Source organism: Actinomadura geliboluensis, assembly GCF_005889745.1.
Lineage (GTDB): Bacteria > Actinomycetota > Actinomycetes > Streptosporangiales > Streptosporangiaceae > Spirillospora > Spirillospora geliboluensis.
The window spans coordinates 20,001-34,595 of the sequence record NZ_VCKZ01000035.1; the positions used below are offsets into that span (position 1 = coordinate 20,001).

16 protein-coding genes are annotated in these 14,595 nt (G+C 73.2%); 8 read left to right on the forward strand and 8 right to left on the reverse strand.

Annotated elements, in window-relative coordinates:
• Nucleotides 1–36: 36 nt before the first annotated feature.
• From ETD96_RS07910 to ETD96_RS47495, 4 genes are read left to right on the forward strand one after another with little or no spacing between them, the layout of a single operon-like run.
• A complete protein-coding gene (locus ETD96_RS07910) occupies nucleotides 37–558 on the forward strand; it encodes a (2Fe-2S)-binding protein (RefSeq protein WP_138635633.1) in 522 nt (173 codons plus the stop codon).
• A complete protein-coding gene (locus tag ETD96_RS07915; RefSeq protein WP_240807365.1) occupies nucleotides 555–1,547 on the forward strand; it encodes an FAD binding domain-containing protein in 993 nt (330 codons plus the stop codon). The genes ETD96_RS07910 and ETD96_RS07915 overlap by 4 nt, the downstream gene beginning before the upstream one ends.
• Nucleotides 1,544–3,340, forward strand: a complete 1,797-nt coding sequence (locus ETD96_RS07920; RefSeq protein ID WP_274704594.1) for a xanthine dehydrogenase family protein molybdopterin-binding subunit — start codon at nucleotides 1,544–1,546, stop codon at nucleotides 3,338–3,340. Before ETD96_RS07915 ends, ETD96_RS07920 begins: the two co-directional genes overlap by 4 nt.
• Nucleotides 3,337–3,792, forward strand: coding sequence for a molybdopterin cofactor-binding domain-containing protein (locus ETD96_RS47495; RefSeq protein ID WP_274704595.1), 456 nt, complete (start codon nucleotides 3,337–3,339; stop codon nucleotides 3,790–3,792). The genes ETD96_RS07920 and ETD96_RS47495 overlap by 4 nt, the downstream gene beginning before the upstream one ends.
• Here the strand turns inward: ETD96_RS47495 and ETD96_RS07925 are convergent.
• The 3 genes from ETD96_RS07925 to ETD96_RS07935 are packed head-to-tail and all read right to left on the reverse strand — an operon-like array spanning nucleotide 3,789 to nucleotide 6,228.
• Nucleotides 3,789–4,619: an ABC transporter ATP-binding protein gene (locus ETD96_RS07925; protein WP_240807366.1), complete on the reverse strand. Its 831-nt coding sequence runs from the start codon at nucleotides 4,617–4,619 to the stop codon at nucleotides 3,789–3,791. The genes ETD96_RS47495 and ETD96_RS07925 overlap by 4 nt on opposite strands.
• Nucleotides 4,619–5,389 (reverse strand): ABC transporter permease, encoded by a 771-nt coding sequence (locus ETD96_RS07930; protein ID WP_138635635.1) that lies wholly within the window; start codon nucleotides 5,387–5,389, stop codon nucleotides 4,619–4,621. The genes ETD96_RS07925 and ETD96_RS07930 overlap by 1 nt, the downstream gene beginning before the upstream one ends.
• On the reverse strand, nucleotides 5,386–6,228 hold the full coding sequence (locus tag ETD96_RS07935; RefSeq protein WP_240807367.1) for an ABC transporter permease: 843 nt from the start codon (nucleotides 6,226–6,228) through the stop codon (nucleotides 5,386–5,388). Before ETD96_RS07935 ends, ETD96_RS07930 begins: the two co-directional genes overlap by 4 nt.
• A 253-nt stretch (nucleotides 6,229–6,481) precedes the next feature.
• Between ETD96_RS07935 and ETD96_RS44485 the strand changes: the two genes are divergently transcribed.
• Nucleotides 6,482–7,186: a FadR/GntR family transcriptional regulator gene (locus ETD96_RS44485; protein ID WP_171068914.1), complete on the forward strand. Its 705-nt coding sequence runs from the start codon at nucleotides 6,482–6,484 to the stop codon at nucleotides 7,184–7,186.
• Nucleotides 7,187–7,274: 88 nt separating this feature from the next.
• On the opposite strand, the gene ETD96_RS07945 is transcribed toward ETD96_RS44485, so the two are convergent.
• Nucleotides 7,275–8,897 (reverse strand): amidohydrolase, encoded by a 1,623-nt coding sequence (locus ETD96_RS07945; RefSeq protein WP_138635638.1) that lies wholly within the window; start codon nucleotides 8,895–8,897, stop codon nucleotides 7,275–7,277.
• A gap of 120 nt (nucleotides 8,898–9,017) precedes the next feature.
• On the opposite strand from ETD96_RS07945, the gene ETD96_RS07950 reads away from it, so the two are divergent.
• Nucleotides 9,018–10,004, forward strand: coding sequence for an ABC transporter substrate-binding protein (locus ETD96_RS07950; protein WP_138635639.1), 987 nt, complete (start codon nucleotides 9,018–9,020; stop codon nucleotides 10,002–10,004).
• A gap of 67 nt (nucleotides 10,005–10,071) precedes the next feature.
• Here the strand turns inward: ETD96_RS07950 and ETD96_RS07955 are convergent, their stop codons facing one another.
• From ETD96_RS07955 to ETD96_RS07970, 4 genes are read right to left on the reverse strand one after another with little or no spacing between them, the layout of a single operon-like run.
• A complete protein-coding gene (locus tag ETD96_RS07955) occupies nucleotides 10,072–10,833 on the reverse strand; it encodes a 2-keto-4-pentenoate hydratase (RefSeq protein ID WP_138635640.1) in 762 nt (253 codons plus the stop codon).
• The gene (locus ETD96_RS07960; RefSeq protein WP_138635641.1) at nucleotides 10,830–12,047 is read right to left on the reverse strand and encodes a 4-hydroxybenzoate 3-monooxygenase; all 1,218 of its coding nucleotides are present in this window, start codon (nucleotides 12,045–12,047) and stop codon (nucleotides 10,830–10,832) included. Before ETD96_RS07960 ends, ETD96_RS07955 begins: the two co-directional genes overlap by 4 nt.
• Nucleotides 12,048–12,093: 46 nt before the next feature.
• Complete coding sequence (locus ETD96_RS07965) at nucleotides 12,094–12,612, reverse strand: 3-hydroxyanthranilate 3,4-dioxygenase (protein WP_138635642.1); 519 nt, start codon at nucleotides 12,610–12,612, stop codon at nucleotides 12,094–12,096.
• A 19-nt stretch (nucleotides 12,613–12,631) separates the two neighbouring features.
• Complete coding sequence (locus ETD96_RS07970) at nucleotides 12,632–13,048, reverse strand: RidA family protein (protein WP_138635643.1); 417 nt, start codon at nucleotides 13,046–13,048, stop codon at nucleotides 12,632–12,634.
• Between the two features lie 211 nt (nucleotides 13,049–13,259).
• On the opposite strand from ETD96_RS07970, the gene ETD96_RS07975 reads away from it, so the two are divergent.
• Nucleotides 13,260–14,333: an amidohydrolase family protein gene (locus tag ETD96_RS07975; protein WP_138635644.1), complete on the forward strand. Its 1,074-nt coding sequence runs from the start codon at nucleotides 13,260–13,262 to the stop codon at nucleotides 14,331–14,333.
• Nucleotides 14,334–14,350: 17 nt separating this feature from the next.
• Nucleotides 14,351–14,593, forward strand: coding sequence for a tautomerase family protein (locus tag ETD96_RS07980; RefSeq protein ID WP_138635645.1), 243 nt, complete (start codon nucleotides 14,351–14,353; stop codon nucleotides 14,591–14,593).
• Nucleotides 14,594–14,595 lie beyond the last annotated feature (2 nt).

The following is a 14,595-nucleotide window of genomic DNA, read 5'->3' on the forward strand; positions in this document are numbered from 1 at the left end:
GGAGAGTGAGCGACATCTGATCATTAAGGAGTCCCCATGGGGATGGACGTCGGGACACGGCCGCTGGAGCGCGGCCCGGAGGCGCGCGCGGTCGTTCTCACCGTCAACGGCCGGGAGCGGCCCGTGCGGATCGAACCCCGCGTGAGCCTGCTGGACGCGCTGCGCGAGCATCTCGGGCTGACCGGCTCGAAGAAGGGCTGCGACCAGGGCACGTGCGGCGCCTGCACAGTGTGGGTGGACGGCCGCCGCGTGCTGGCCTGCCTCACCCTCGCGATCGCCTGCCAAGGACGCGAGGTCACCACCATCGAGGGCCTGTCGGACGGCGACCGCCTGCACCCGATGCAGGAGGCGTTCATCGCCCGGGACGCGTTCCAGTGCGGCTACTGCACGCCGGGGCAGATCATGTCGGCGGTCGCGCTGCTGGAGGAGGGCCGCGCCGCCGACGACGGCGAGATCGCCGAATGGATGAGCGGCAACCTCTGCCGGTGCACCGCCTACCCGAACATCCGGGCCGCGATCCGCGACGTCCGCGACGCGAAGGGCGGCGCGGGGCGGTGAGGGCGTTCGACTACGCGCGGGCGGACGGCGTGGACACGGCGATCGCGGCGGTCGGCGCCCACCCGGCCGGCGCGTTCCTCGCGGGCGGCACGACCGAGGTCGACCTGGTGCGCCAGAACGTCCTGCGCCCGGACCTGCTCGTCGACATCAACGACCTGCCCCTGGACCGCGTCGAGGACCTCCCCGACGGCGGGCTGCGCATCGGCGCGCTCGCGCGCATGAGCGACGTCGCCCGCGCGGCCGGGGTGGTGGACAGGTTCCCTCTCATCGCGCAGTCGCTGCTGCTGGGCGCGTCGGCGCAGCTGCGGAACATGGCGTCAATGGGCGGCAACCTGTGCCAGCGGGTCCGGTGCGGCTACTACCGCGACGCCGTCTCGCCGTGCAACAAGCGGGAGCCCGGCAGCGGCTGCTCGGCCATCGGCGGCCTCCACCGCGGGCACGCGGTGCTCGGCACCAGCGACAGGTGCATCGCAACCCACCCGTCCGACGTGGCGGTGGCGCTGGTCGCCGTGGACGCGGTCGTCCGCACGCGCGGGCCGGGCGGCGAGCGGGGCATCCCGATCGACGACTTCTTCCTGCTCCCCGGCGACACCCCGCACCGGGAGCGTCCGCTGGAGCACGGGGAGCTGATCACGGCGATCGAGGTGCCGCCGGTCCCGACGGCCCGCCGGTCGGTGTACCTGAAGGTCCGCGACCGCGCGTCCTACGAGTTCGCGCTGGTCTCGGTCGCGGCGGCGGTGGACGTCCGGGACGGCGCCGTCGCCGAGGTGCGGCTGGCGCTCGGCGGTGTCGCGACCAAGCCGTGGCGGGCGCGGGCGGCCGAGCGGAGCCTGCTCGGCGGGCCCGCGACGCCCGGCGCCTTCGCCGAGGCCGCCGCGCGGGAACTGGCGTCGGCCGAGCCCCGGCCGCAGAACGCCTTCAAGGTCGAACTGGCGCGCCGGACGATCGTCCGGGCGCTGACGATGCTCACGAACGGGGATGACCGATGAGCGGATCCATCGGACGGGAGGTCCCGCGGGTCGACGGCCGGGAGAAGGTCACCGGCGCGGCGCGCTACTCCGGGGAGATCGCGCTGCCGGGCCTCGCGCACGGGCGGATCGTCGGCGCGCGGGTGGCGGCCGGGCGCGTCGCCTCGATCGACACGGCGGAGGCGGAGCGCGCCGCCGGGGTCGTCGCCGTGCTGACCAGGCACGACCTGCCCGAGGTCGCCAAGGTGCCGCTGGTGCCGTCCCTGATGGGCGGTCCGGCGCCCGGCGAGACGTTCTTCCCGATGCAGGACGACACGGTCCACTACGCGGGCCAGCCGGTCGCGGTCGTCGTGGCCGACGGGCTGGAGCAGGCGCAGTACGCCGCGTCCCTCGTCCGGGTCGAGTACGCCGAGGCGCCGTCCGTCACCGTCGTCGAGCAGGGCCGCGCGGACGCCTACGAACCCGAGAAGATCTTCGGCGGCTTCATGCCCGCCCAGTTGCGGCGCGGCGACGTCGAGGACGGGCTCGCGGCGGCCGACGCGCGGATCGACACGGTGTTCCGGTTCGCCGCCAACCACCACAACGCGCTGGAGCCCATGACCACCACCGCCGTGTGGGACGGCGACCGGCTGACGCTGTACGACTCGTGCCAGGGCATCAAGGCCGTGCAGCTGACGGTCGCCGCCCTGCTCGGCATGTCCCCGTCGAAGATCCGGGTGCTGACGCGGTTCGTGGGCGGCGCGTTCGGGTCCAAGGCGATGGTCTGGCCGCACGTGACCCTCGCCGCGCTGGCCGCCCGGCACGTCCGCCGGCCGGTCCGGCTCACGGTCACGCGCGAGCAGATGTTCACCTCCTGCGGGCACCGGGAGGAGCAGGAGCAGCACATCGTGCTCGGGGCGCGGCGCGACGGGACGCTCACCGCGATCCGGCACCACAAGATCTCCGTCACCTCGCCGTTCGACGACTGGGCCGAACCCGCGTTCGGCGCGTCGTCCCAGGTGTACGCCAGCCCCGCGTTCGAGGGCGTCCACCGGCTGGTGCGCGGCAACACGATGACGCCGACGTTCACCCGCGGGCCCGGCGAGTCCGCCGGGATGTTCAGCCTCGAATGCGCGATGGACGAACTCTCCCACGAACTCGGGATCGACCCGGTCGAGCTGCGGCTGCGCAACATCAGCGACGTCGACCCCAACACCGGCCACCCGTGGTCCAGCAGCGGGCTGGCCGACTGCCTGCGGCAGGGGGCGGAGCGGTTCGGCTGGGACGGCCGCGACCCGGCGCCCGGCGTCCGCCGCGAGGGCGACTGGCTGATCGGGACCGGCATGGCCACCGCCGCCTACCCGGTGGCGTTCTTCATGCGCACCCAGCGCGCCCGCGCTCGCCTGTACTCCGACGGCACCGCCGTCATATCCACCGCCGCGCAGGAGTTCGGCACCGGGATGACGACCGTCCTCACCCAGGTCGCCGCCGACGGCCTCGGGGTCGGCCTCGCGGACGTGCGGCTGGAGTACGGCGACACCGACATGCCGACCGCCGGGTCACCCGTGGGCTCCAACGGCGCGATGATGGTGAGCGCCGCCGTGCACAACGCCGCCGTCGCCGTCCGCGACCAGATGATCGCCGCGGCCGTCGGCGACCCGGACTCGCCGCTGCACGGCGCCGACCCCGTCACCGTCACCGTCGCGGACGGGCGGATGACCGCCTCCGGCGGCGCCGAGACCTACCGCGACCTGATGGAGCGGCACCTCATGAACGACGCCGAGGCCATCGGCGGTGGGACCCGCCGCCGCTCGACACCCCGTGGGGGCTGCTGACGTTCGGGGCCCAGTTCGCCGAGGTCGCGGTCGACGCCGACCTCGGGCTCGTCCGGGTGCGGCGCATGACCGCCGCGTTCGCACCGGGCCGCGTCCTCAACCCCATGACGGCGCGCAGCCAGCTCATGGGCGGGATGCTCTGGGGGATGAGCCAGGCCCTGCTCGAAGGCACCCGCATGGACACCGGCCTCGGCCGGTGGGCCAACGCGAGCCTCGGCGACTACCTGGTGCCGGTCAACGCCGACGCGCCCGAGGTCGACATCGCGCTGATCGAGGTGGACGATCCGGTCACCGGCCCGCTCGGCGTCAAGGGCGTCGGCGAGATCGGGCAGGTCGGCTCGGGCGCCGCGGTCGCCAACGCCGTCTTCCACGCGACCGGCGTCCGCGTCCGCGACCGCCCGATCACCGCCGAGCACCTCCTCAACGGCCTGGCCGGCGGTCCGCGCCGCTAGGAGCCGTGAGCGGCGCCCGCGTCCACCGGGTCGGGTGCGCCCTCCGGGTCGCCGAGCTGGCGCACCTCCCGGTAGACGCGCCCGCGCAGCCGGGCGAACTCCGGCAGCTCCTTCGTGCTGAGCTGGTCGCGGGGGCGCGGCAGGTCGACGTCGACGATGCCGCGGACCCGGGTGGGACGCGGGGTCAGCGCGATGACCCGGTCGGCCAGGTAGACGGCCTCGTCGATGTCGTGCGTCACGAACACGACGGTGACGCCGTACTCGTGGCGGAGCTTGAGGGTCAGGTCCTCCAGGTCGGCGCGGGTCTGCGCGTCCAGCGAGGCGAACGGCTCGTCCATCAGCAGGATCTGCGGTTCGTACGCGAGGGCGCGCGCGATCGCCACGCGCTGCTGCATGCCGCCCGACAGCTGCCACGGGTACCGGCGGCCGGCGTCGGCGAGGCCGACGGCCGCGAGCGAGTCGCTGATCAGCGCCTGCCGCTTCTTGCGGTCCAGCCGCTTGCGCCGCAGCGGGAAGGCGATGTTCTCCTCGACCGACATCCACGGGAACAGCGACCTGCTGTAGTCCTGGAAGACGATCGCCATGTCCTCGGGGGTCCGGTCGATCGGCCTGCCCTCGACGCGGACCTCGCCGGTCGTGGCGGGCATCAGCCCGGACAGGCAGCGCAGCAGCGTCGTCTTGCCGCAGCCGGACGGGCCGACCACGCACACGAACTCGCTGCGCGCGACGGTGAAGCTGATCTCGTCGATCGCGTGCACCGCCTGGTCGCCGCCGCCGTAGACCTTGCCGAGGCCCTCGACCTCGAGCATCGGCGCTTCGTTGCTCATCAAGACGCTCCTTTTCGTGCCCCGTGGTGCCAGCGCAGCGCGCGGCGCTCGATGACGCCGAAGGCGAGATTGAACAGGTAGCCGAGGACCCCGAGCAGCACCATCCCCGACCACATCTCGGGGATCGCGAAGGTGCGCTGGGCCTCCAGGATGAAGTAGCCGATCCCGCGGGTGCTCGCGACCATCTCGCTGATCACCATCAGGATCAGCGACAGCGACAGCGCGACGCGCGCCCCCGCGAAGATCTGCGGCGCGGCGGCCGGCAGCACCACGCGCACCAGCCGGTCGCGCCGGCCGACGCGGTAGGCCCGCGCGCTGTCCAGCAGGCCGGGGTCCACGCCGCGCACCCCGTCGATGGTGTGCATCAGGATCGGGAACAGGCTGACCATCAGGATGATGAACACCTTCATCGACGTCCCGACGCCCAGCACGACGATGCCGAACGGGATCAGCGCGGGCGGCGGGATCGCCCGGACGAACTCGATGACCGGCGCCAGCGCCGTGCCGAGCTTGCGCACCAGGCCGATGAGGATGCCGAGCGGCACGCCGATGAGGATCGACAGCGCGAAGCCGGAGAACATGTTGGTCAGGCTCGGGACGACGTCCGAGCCGACCCGGTCGAACAGCCACGTCTCGCGGAACACCGAGAGGATCTGGGTCAGCGGCGGGTAGAAGATGTTGGCGCTGCCGGCCGACCACAGCCCCCAGCCGAGCAGGACGAGGACGGGCGCGGCGATCTGCACGCCGAGAAGCACTGCGCGGCGGCTCACTGGACGACCTCCTTGGCGCGCTGCGACGGGTGCCACCGGAGCAGCCGCCTCTCCAGCGCGACGAACACGAGATTGAGCAGCACGCCGAGCAGCCCGGTCGCGATGATCAGCGCGTACATGAGCCGGTACTGGCCGCCCGCCTGCGCGACGGTGATCGACTGGCCCAGCCCGGGCGACCCGATCACCAGCTCGGCGGTGACGCAGAGGATCAGCGTGGTCGTCGACGCCACGCGCAGCCCGGTGGCGATGTAGGGCACCGCGCTGGGCAGCACCACCGACAGCAGCCGGTCGTGCGGGCGCGCCCGGAACGCGCGCGCCGTTTCGAGGGCGACCGGTTCGACGTCGCGCATGCCGTAGATGGTGGCGATGAGGACCGGCCAGGCCGCGGCGAACGCGGCGAGGAAGACCTTGCTCTGCAGGCCGGTGCCGAGCACCAGGACGACGAGCGGGATCAGCGCGACCGACGGGATCGGGCGCAGGAACTCGATGACGGCGTTGGTCGCGGCCCGCAGCAGGCTGTTCGAGCCGATGGCGACGCCCAGCAGCACCGCGACCGCCACGGCGATGCCGAAGCTGATCGCCCAGCCCTGCAGGGTGCGGCCGATCGCGGTCCACAGCTCGGTGCCGCCGGCCAGCCGGGCGAGTTCGCCGAGGTCGCTGGAGATGCGCGGGAACGTCCGTTCCGGCAGCAGCCCGGCGATCGTGGAGAGCTCGAGGACGGCCAGCGTCGCGGCGAGCCCCGCCGCGCCGAGCAGGCCGTCGGCGAGTCTCGGCGAGCGGGCGAGCCGCCGCCTCCTGCCGGGGACGACTGACGTCGACATGGTCGAGGTCCGGGTCAACGGAAGCTCCTTCCGGATACGGCCCCGCCGCGTCCGCAGCGGCGGAACGGCCGACCCTGGCCACACGCGGGGGACGTCGGGGCACGTCGGGACACCGCGAACCGTTCGGGTGGCGGGGTGGCCACCGCGGGGCTTCCTTCAGCCCTATAATGACGGTATTAAGCATGATGATTATCTGTCAAGGCATGGCGGCACCCGCCCCGCCACCTCGCTGACCGGCCGCTATCCGACCGACGATCTGGAGAGCAACCCGATGAGTCGTCCCGACCACACCGACCGCACCGAGTGGCGGCTCTCGCGCGCCGAGGCCATCGCGCGGGAGATCGAGCGCAAGATCATCGACTCCGCGCTGCCCGACGGCAGCAGGCTCGGCACCAAGGAGGACGTCCGCCAGGAGTACGGCGTCGCGGTCGGGACCGTCAACGAGGCCGTCCGGCTGCTGGAGACGCGCGGGGTCGTCTCGGCGAAGCCCGGCCCGGGCGGCGGCCTGTTCACCCTGCGCGCCCCGAGCCACGTGCGCATCAACCACCTGATCCTCGGGCTGCGCGAGAACGGCGACACCAGCGCGAACTGCCTGGCGGTGCGCGACGCGCTGGAGGAGCCCATCCTGATGGACGCCGCCGCCCACCGCACCGACGAGGACCTCGCGGACCTCCGCGAGCTGCTGGACCGCATGGACGAGCAGCGCACCGACGCCGCCGCGTTCCTGCGCGCCAACTGGGCGGTGCACCGGCGGCTGGCCGACATCACCCCCAACCTGGTGCTGCGCGTCATCTACACCACGATGCTCGACATGATCGAGAACGAGATCGAGCACGTCAGCTCCGACGACCTCTTCACCGCCAGCAAGACCTTCCGCACGCACGTCGCGCTCGTCGACGCCGTCGAGTCGCAGGACCCGGCGCGGGTCCGCCGCGCGGTGCGCCGGCACACCCCGCCCAAGACGACCCTCAGCTGACCGGGGGCGGCCGCGCGGGCGCGCCGAGCCGCGCCCCCGGTCCCCCGGCCGCGGCCCGGCGCGAGGCCGCGCCCGGGGGCCGTCCCGGCTAGGCGCGGTGGCGGATCCGGCCGTCGACCGCCGTGGCCAGCACCGGCAGGTCGCGCAACTCGTCGGACGGGCACCGGGTCGGGTCGGCGCCCAGCGCGACCCAGTCGGCGCGCATGCCGGGACGCAGCACGCCCACCGCGTGGTCGTTGAACGCGGCGTAGGCGGCGTCCGCCGTGTACATCCGCAGGGCCGCCGCCACGTCGAGCCGCTCGTCCGGGCCGAGCGGGCCGCCGGACGGCGGATGGTGGCGCGTCACCGCCTGCCAGATCCCGCGCAGCGGCTGGAACGGGGTGACCGGCGAGTCCGAGCCGCCGGCCAGCCGGACGCCCGCGCGGTGCCAGGTGGCCAGCGGGGTGGCGGCCGCCGCGGCCTCGGCGCCGAGCTGGGCGATGAGCCGGTCGGCGAACTGCTCCTGCATCGTCGGCTGCGTCGCGACGACCACGCCGAGCCGGCGGGCGTCGGCCATGTTGCGCTCCGACGGCGTCAGGTACGCGTGGATGGCCTGGCAGCGCAGCGGCTTCACCGGGGCCACCCGGTCGGCGTGGTCGAGCACCTCGAACAGCAGGTCGAGCGCCCCGCCGCCGACGGCGTGCACGCCGAGGGACCAGCCGTGCGCCACCAGCCCGGACGCGAGCGCGCGCATCGAGTCGGGGTCGAGCAGCAGCTGCCCGTGGTCGCCGCACCGTCCCGGCCAGGGCTCGCGGAGGTAGGCCGTCCCCAGCGAGCCGCCGCCGTCCAGGAACACCTTCACCGGGCCCAGGCGCAGCATGTCGTCGCCGAAGCCCGAGCCGACCCCGAGGCCCGACAGCCGCGCCACCTCGTCCTCGACGGAGGCGCCGGCGAGCTGCAGCGGCATCGCGGTCACCCGCAGCGGCAGCTCGCCGTCCGCGCGCATCCCCTGGTAGGTGGCGAGCTCCTCGGGGCGCAGCCCCGGCTCGATCACCGAGGTCAGCCCGGCGGCCAGGGCGCGCTCGGCCGCGGCGGCGACGGCGGCGCGGCGGGCCCGGTCGTCCTGCGGCGGGACGTGCCGCCGGACCAGCTCGATCGCGGGCGGCTCGACCAGCTCGCCGGTGAGGCGTCCGGCGGCGTCCCGGCCGAGGCGGCCGCCGGGCGGGTCGGGCGTGCCGTCGGCGAGGCCGGCCAGGGCCAGCGCGGCCGAGTTCGCCGCGCCCTGGTGGCCGCAGCGCAGGATCAGCACCGGGCGGTCGGGGCAGGCGCGGTCGAGCTCGTCGCGGGTCGGCAGCCGCCGCTCGGCGACGTCCTCGACCTCCCACCCGTCCGCCGAGACGATCCAGGGCGCGGCGGGGTGGGCGTCGGCCCAGGCGCGGGTCGCCCGGAGGATGCCCTCGATGCTGCGCTCGCCCTCCAGGTCGAGCAGGACGTGCGCGAGGCCCGTCCACAGCAGGTGCATGTGCGTGTCGATCAGTCCCGGCAGGACGGTCGCGTCGCCCAGGTCCAGGACGGGCGCGTGCTCGCCGAGCGCCGCGCGCGCCTCGTCGAACGAGCCCGCGGAGACGACGCGCGCGCCGCGGACCGCGAGCGCCTCGCCGCGCGGCCGATCCGCGTCCATGGTGAGCACGCTCCGGGCCCGGACGATGTAGTCACCCTGAAGATTCCTCATAACGATTGTACGTTATCAGGGGGTCCCTCTCGGCGAACACCGTTGACCTTCCCCGCGTATTGATGATAATCGTTCGGGTTTAAGTGGCGGCAGACGCCGCTCCACTCAGAGGAGTGAGCCATGATGAGAACGATCCGACGGCGCCGACTCCGGGTGGTCGTCGCGGCGCTCGCCGTCGGCCTGGCCGCCGGCTGCGGCTCGGGGGGCACCTCGGCCGGCAAGAGCGACGCCGACGGCGTGACCACGGTGAAGGTGGGCCTGATCCCGATCACGGACGTCGCCCCGCTGTACCTCGGCGTCCAGAAGGGCTTCTTCAGCGCGCAGAAGCTCAAGGTCGAGCCGCAACTGGCCGCGGGCGGCGCGGCGATCGTCCCGGCCGTCGTCAGCAACAGCAACCAGTTCGGCTTCTCCAACAACGTGTCGCTCATCATCGCCAAGAGCAAGGGCGTACCGCTGCAGGCCATCACGCCGGGCGTCGGCATCGCCCCCGGCAAGAACGAGGCCTGCCAGGTGCTGGTCCCGGCGAAGAGCCCGATCCGCGACGTCAAGGGCCTGGCCGGCAAGACCGTCGCGGTCAACACGCTCAACAACATCGGCGATGTCACGATCCGCGCCGCGCTGGAGAAGAAGGGCGTCGACCCGAGCTCGGTGAAGTTCACCGAGCTCGGCTTCCCCGACATGGTCACCGCGGTCGAGACGGGCCGCATCGACGCGGCCTGGGAGTGCGAGCCGTTCGTCACCTCGCTGCTGGAGCGCGGTGCCCGCACCATCCTCAACAACTACGCGGAGACCCACCCGAACCTGGCGATCGCCTCGTACTTCACGTCGACGGCCTACGCCAAGAGCAACCCCGACGTGGTGCGGCGGTTCGACGCGGCGGTGCGCCAGTCCCTGGAGTACGCCAACGCCCACCCCGAGGAGGCGCGCAAGATCATCCCGACCTACGCCAAGATCCCCGCGGACCAGGCCGCGCAGATCAAGATGGTCGACTGGCCGGCCGCCTTCCAGCGCGACTCGCTGGAGGAGCTGGTGCGCCTCACCCAGAAGTACAAGCTCATCGAGAAGCCGGTCACCCTGGACGACCTGATCCAGGAACCGAAGTCCTGACCCGAACCGAAGAAGGTGGGCCGGATCCGATCGGATCCGGCCCACCTTTTCGCGTTGCCTACGGCGTTTAGCTCACGGTGCCGGTGGCGGACACGGTGCCGAGCCCCTCGACGTGCACCTCGACGCGGCCCGGGGTGAAGGGCGCCGCGGCGGTGGCGCCGCCGGCGAGGACGACGTCCCCGGCGCGCAGCGCCATGCCCTGGCGGCGGGCGATCTCCAGCAGCGCGGGCAGCGCCCGGTCCGGATGCCCGAGGATCGCCGCGGTGGAGCCCGTCTCGACGACGGCGCCTGCGACGGAGAGCCGGACGGCGAGATCGCCCAGGTCGGCGCCGAGCGGCCGCCAGGGGCCGACGACGAACCCGGCGGACGAGGCGTTGTCGGCGATCACGTCCGGCAGGCTGAACCGGAAGTCGCGGTAGCGCGAATCGATGATCTCCAGCGCGGGCGCGACGGCGTCCACGGGGATCTCCACGTCGTCCGGGGCGACGTCGCGGGCGATCCGGTAGGCGATCTCCGGCTCGACGCGCGGATGGATGAAGCGCCCCAGCGCCACCTCGCCGCCGTCGGCGACGCGCATGGCGTCGGTGAGCCGTCCGACGATCACCTCGGAGACGCCCATCTGCGCCATCTTCGCCTTGCTGGTGAAGCCGAGCTTGAGCCCGGCCGGGCGCTCGCCCCGGCCGAGCCGGCGGGCGATCACCGCGTCCTGCACGGCGTACGCGTCGGCGGGCGTGAGCCCGGCGGGGAGCTGCTCGACCGCGGTCGCGGTGTGCTGCGCGGCGTCCAGCCGCTCCGCCGCCCGGTCGAGGATGTCGGTCCCAGTGGTCATGTATCGGCCCTTTCGGGGGCGCGCCGGTGGATGCGTCCGACCGCCGGGTACCCCACGTAGTTCTCGCAGAAGTCCTTCATCGCCGCCTCGGACGTGCAGACGTGCTTCAGCTCGGCGTGCTGCAGCCGCCACTCCATCGGGCTGCTCGGGTCGTGGTGCAGCAGCGACGTCATGGAGCGGGAGAACTGCTGCGCGCGCCACACGCCGCGGAGCGCGTCGTCGGAGTAGCGGTCGAGCGCCGCGCGGTCGCCGGACTCGTACCAGGTGCACAGCGCGTCGGCGAGCAGCCGGACGTCCGCCGCGGCGAGGTTGAGGCCCTTCGCCGCGGTCGGCGGGACGATGTGCGCGGCGTCCCCCGCCAGGAACAGCCGCCCGTACTGCATCGGCTCCACCACGAAGCTCCGCATCGCGGTGATGCCCTTCTTGGTGACGGCGCCTTCGGCGAGCTCCCAGCCGTCGTCGGTGCCGAGCCGGGTCCGCAGCTCGCTCCAGATCCGCTCCTCGGGCCACGCGGCCAGGTCCTCGTCCGGCTTCACCTGCAGGTAGAAGCGGCTGACCTCGGGCGACCGCATGCTGTGCAGCGCGAAGCCGCGCTCGTGGCAGGCGTAGATGAGCTCGAAGGTGGACGGCGGGACGTCCGCCAGCACGCCGAGCCACGCGAACGGGTACTCGTGCTCGTACTCGGTCAGCACGCCGGCCGGGACCGACGCCCGTGACACCCCGTGGAAGCCGTCGCAGCCCGCGATGAAGTCGCAGGCCAGCACGTGCTCGGAGCCGTCCGCGGCCCGGTAGCGGACCGTCGGCTCGGCGCCGTCGACGTCCTCCAGGCGCACGTCGTCGACGTCGAACTCCAGCGGGAGGCCGGAGGCGACCCGCGCCTCGATCGCGTCGCGGACGATCTCCTGCTGGCTGTACATGACGGCGGTGCAGCCGCCGGTCAGCTCGGCCATCGGGATCTGGTACCGCCGCCGGTCGAAGCGCATCTCGAACCGGTGGTGGACGGCCGCCTCCCGGTGCATGCGCTCCGCCAGACCCAGCTCGTCGAGGAGCAGCGCGGTGCGGTGCTCCAGCATCCCCGCCCGGATCCTGCCCTCCACGTAGGCCCGGGTCCGGTGCTCCAGGATCACCGCGTCGACCCCGGCGAGTTCCAGCATCCGCCCGAGGAGGAGGCCGGCCGGGCCGGCTCCGATGATGGCGACCTGTGTTCGTTCCATGGTGGACTCTCTCTGCGGCCGGTCACCGCCGGTAACCGAGGGGGGTTCAGTAGGGCTGCAGGACTTCGCCGCAGCTCTTGCAGGTGCGGGCCTCCACGTCGTCGAAGAAGCGCTGGTAGGCCTCGCCGACCGGGTCCGTCGAGTAGTCGGCGATGTGGCACGACTCCTCGTGCAGGAACTCCCCGCAGCCCTGGCAGAACCACTGGAACCGGTCCAGTTCGCCGGGGCGGCGGAGCCGCTCGATGACGATGATGAAGGCGTCGGGGTCGAACCGGGGCGAGTGCGGCAGCCGGGACGGGGTGAAGATCGCCGACCCCTCCGGGATCACGTCGATCACCTCGGTGCCGTCGGGCTGCCGGCTGTGCAGCCGCAGCTCGCCCCGGATCGTGTACATGACCTCGTCGCTCGGGTTGAGGTGGAACTCGCTGCGGTACTCGCGCCCGCGCGCCACGAACGCGAGGGACTCGCTCTCCTGCCACAGCACCTCGACGCGCCTGCCGCTCTTGCCGAGGCGCTCGGCGATCGCGTCGAGGTCGACGACCGGCATGCGGTACGGCTGGCTCATGGTCGCTCCCATCCGGGGGTCAGTCCGCCTCGACGACGGCCGCCACGCACTCCACCTCGACGCGCACGCCGGCGCGGTGCGGCGGGGCGTTCACCGTCGTGCGGGCCGGGAAGCTCTCGCAGTCGGCGAAGAACTCCCGGTACGCCTGGTTGAACTCGGGGAACTGCGCGGCGTCGCGCAGGTAGCAGTTGCACTTGAGGATCGAGTCCTTGGTGCCGCCCGCGGCCTCCACGACCGCGAGCAGGTTGGTGAGCGTCTGGCGCACCTGCTCGGCGATGTCGTCGGAGACGATCTCGCGGGTCGCGGGATCCAGCGGCCCCGTCCCGGAGCAGAAGATGAGGCCGCCGTGCACGATCGCCTGCGACAGCGGCGGGACGGTACCGGCGGAGAAGCCGACCTTGGGCGCGTTGGGGGAACTGACCGAGATCTTCGACATGGCACTCCTCGCTCGACTCGTCGTCCGGCCGGCGGAGACGGTCCGGGGGCTACCTCGCCCCTCGCTTCGGCGCGACTCTAACCACCATATTCGTTAGAGTCAATGATCCTTCTTGACCGCACCGCCTCTGACCTGGCCCACCATCCGGATGATTGTCAGCTTCGACATAATCCATCATAATGGTTATCTGAAACTAGGGTCGGAGGAAGGCATGACACCGAGTCACGACCGGGCCGCGTCCGCGCCCCCCGCCGGGGCGGGCGGGCCGGCGACCGTCGACGTCCACGCGCACGCGCTGCCCATGCCGCTGCTCCGGTACCTCGCCGACCGCGGCCTCGCCGACCTGTCCGAGGTCGGCGCGGGCGTGCTCCTGCTGGACCCGGCCGTCTCCGGCGTCCCCAAGGGCGCCCGCATCCCGCTGCCCGCCGACCAGTACGACGTCCCCCGCCGCCTCACCGCGCTGGACGCGGCCGGCATCGACCTGCAGCTGGTCTCGGCGCCGCCGTTCGTGTTCGGGTCGGACTCGGACGACGGCGAGCTCGTCATGGCCGTCACCCGCCGGTCCAACGACGCGCTCGCCGAGTACGCGGCGGCGGGCGGGGGACGGCTCGCGGCGCTCGGCACGGTGCCGGTCGGCCTGCCCGGCGCGGCGGCGGAGGCGGCGCGCTGCCTGGACGAACTCGGCATGGCCGGACTCGCGATGGGCACCTACGGCGCGGGCCGCGAACTCGACGACCCCGTCAACGAGGACGTGTGGGCCCTCATGACCGAGCGCCGGGCCTTCGGCCTGGTGCACCCCAGCCGCGCCTCGGCCCCCGCCCGGCTCCGCGACTTCTACCTGGTGCAGCTGCTCGGCTATCCGGCGGAGACGGCGCTCGCCGCCGCCCGCCTCATCTTCGGCGGCGTGCTGGACCGGCACGACCCGGTGCTGTGCCTCGTGCACGGCGGCGGCTGCCTTCCCGCGCTGGCGCCCCGGCTGGCCCTCGGCTGGGAGCGCAAGAAGGAGGCGCGGACCGTCCCGCGGTCGCCGCGCGAGTATCTGCGCCGGCTGTACTTCGACACCGCCGTCTTCGACGGCACCGCGCTCCGCCGCCTCATCGAGGACGTCGGGCACGAGCGGGTCCTGCTCGGCACGGACCTGCCGTTCGACCTCGCCGACGTGGACGCGGTCGCCGCGATCCGGCGGCTGGCCCTGGACCCGGCGGCCGAGCGCGCCGTCCTCGCCGGCAACGCGGCGCGGCTGATCCCCTCCGTGCGGCCGGACTCCTCCGCGCGGCGGCCCTGACCCAGAAGGAGCAGCACATGCCACTCGTCCAGATCAGCCTCGCCGCCGGGCGCCCGCCCGACCAGATCCGGCGGCTGATCTCCGAGGTGCACGACGCGGTCGTGCGCGCCACCAGTACCGATCCGGCCCGGGTCCGGGTGCTCGTCCAGGAGCTCCCGCAGACGCACTGGGCGGCCGGCGGCTGGTCTTACTCTGGATGGGACAGGGTCTCACCCGGAACGGACTTTCCCGGGCCCATGCGCGCCGTGGGGCGCAGCTGACG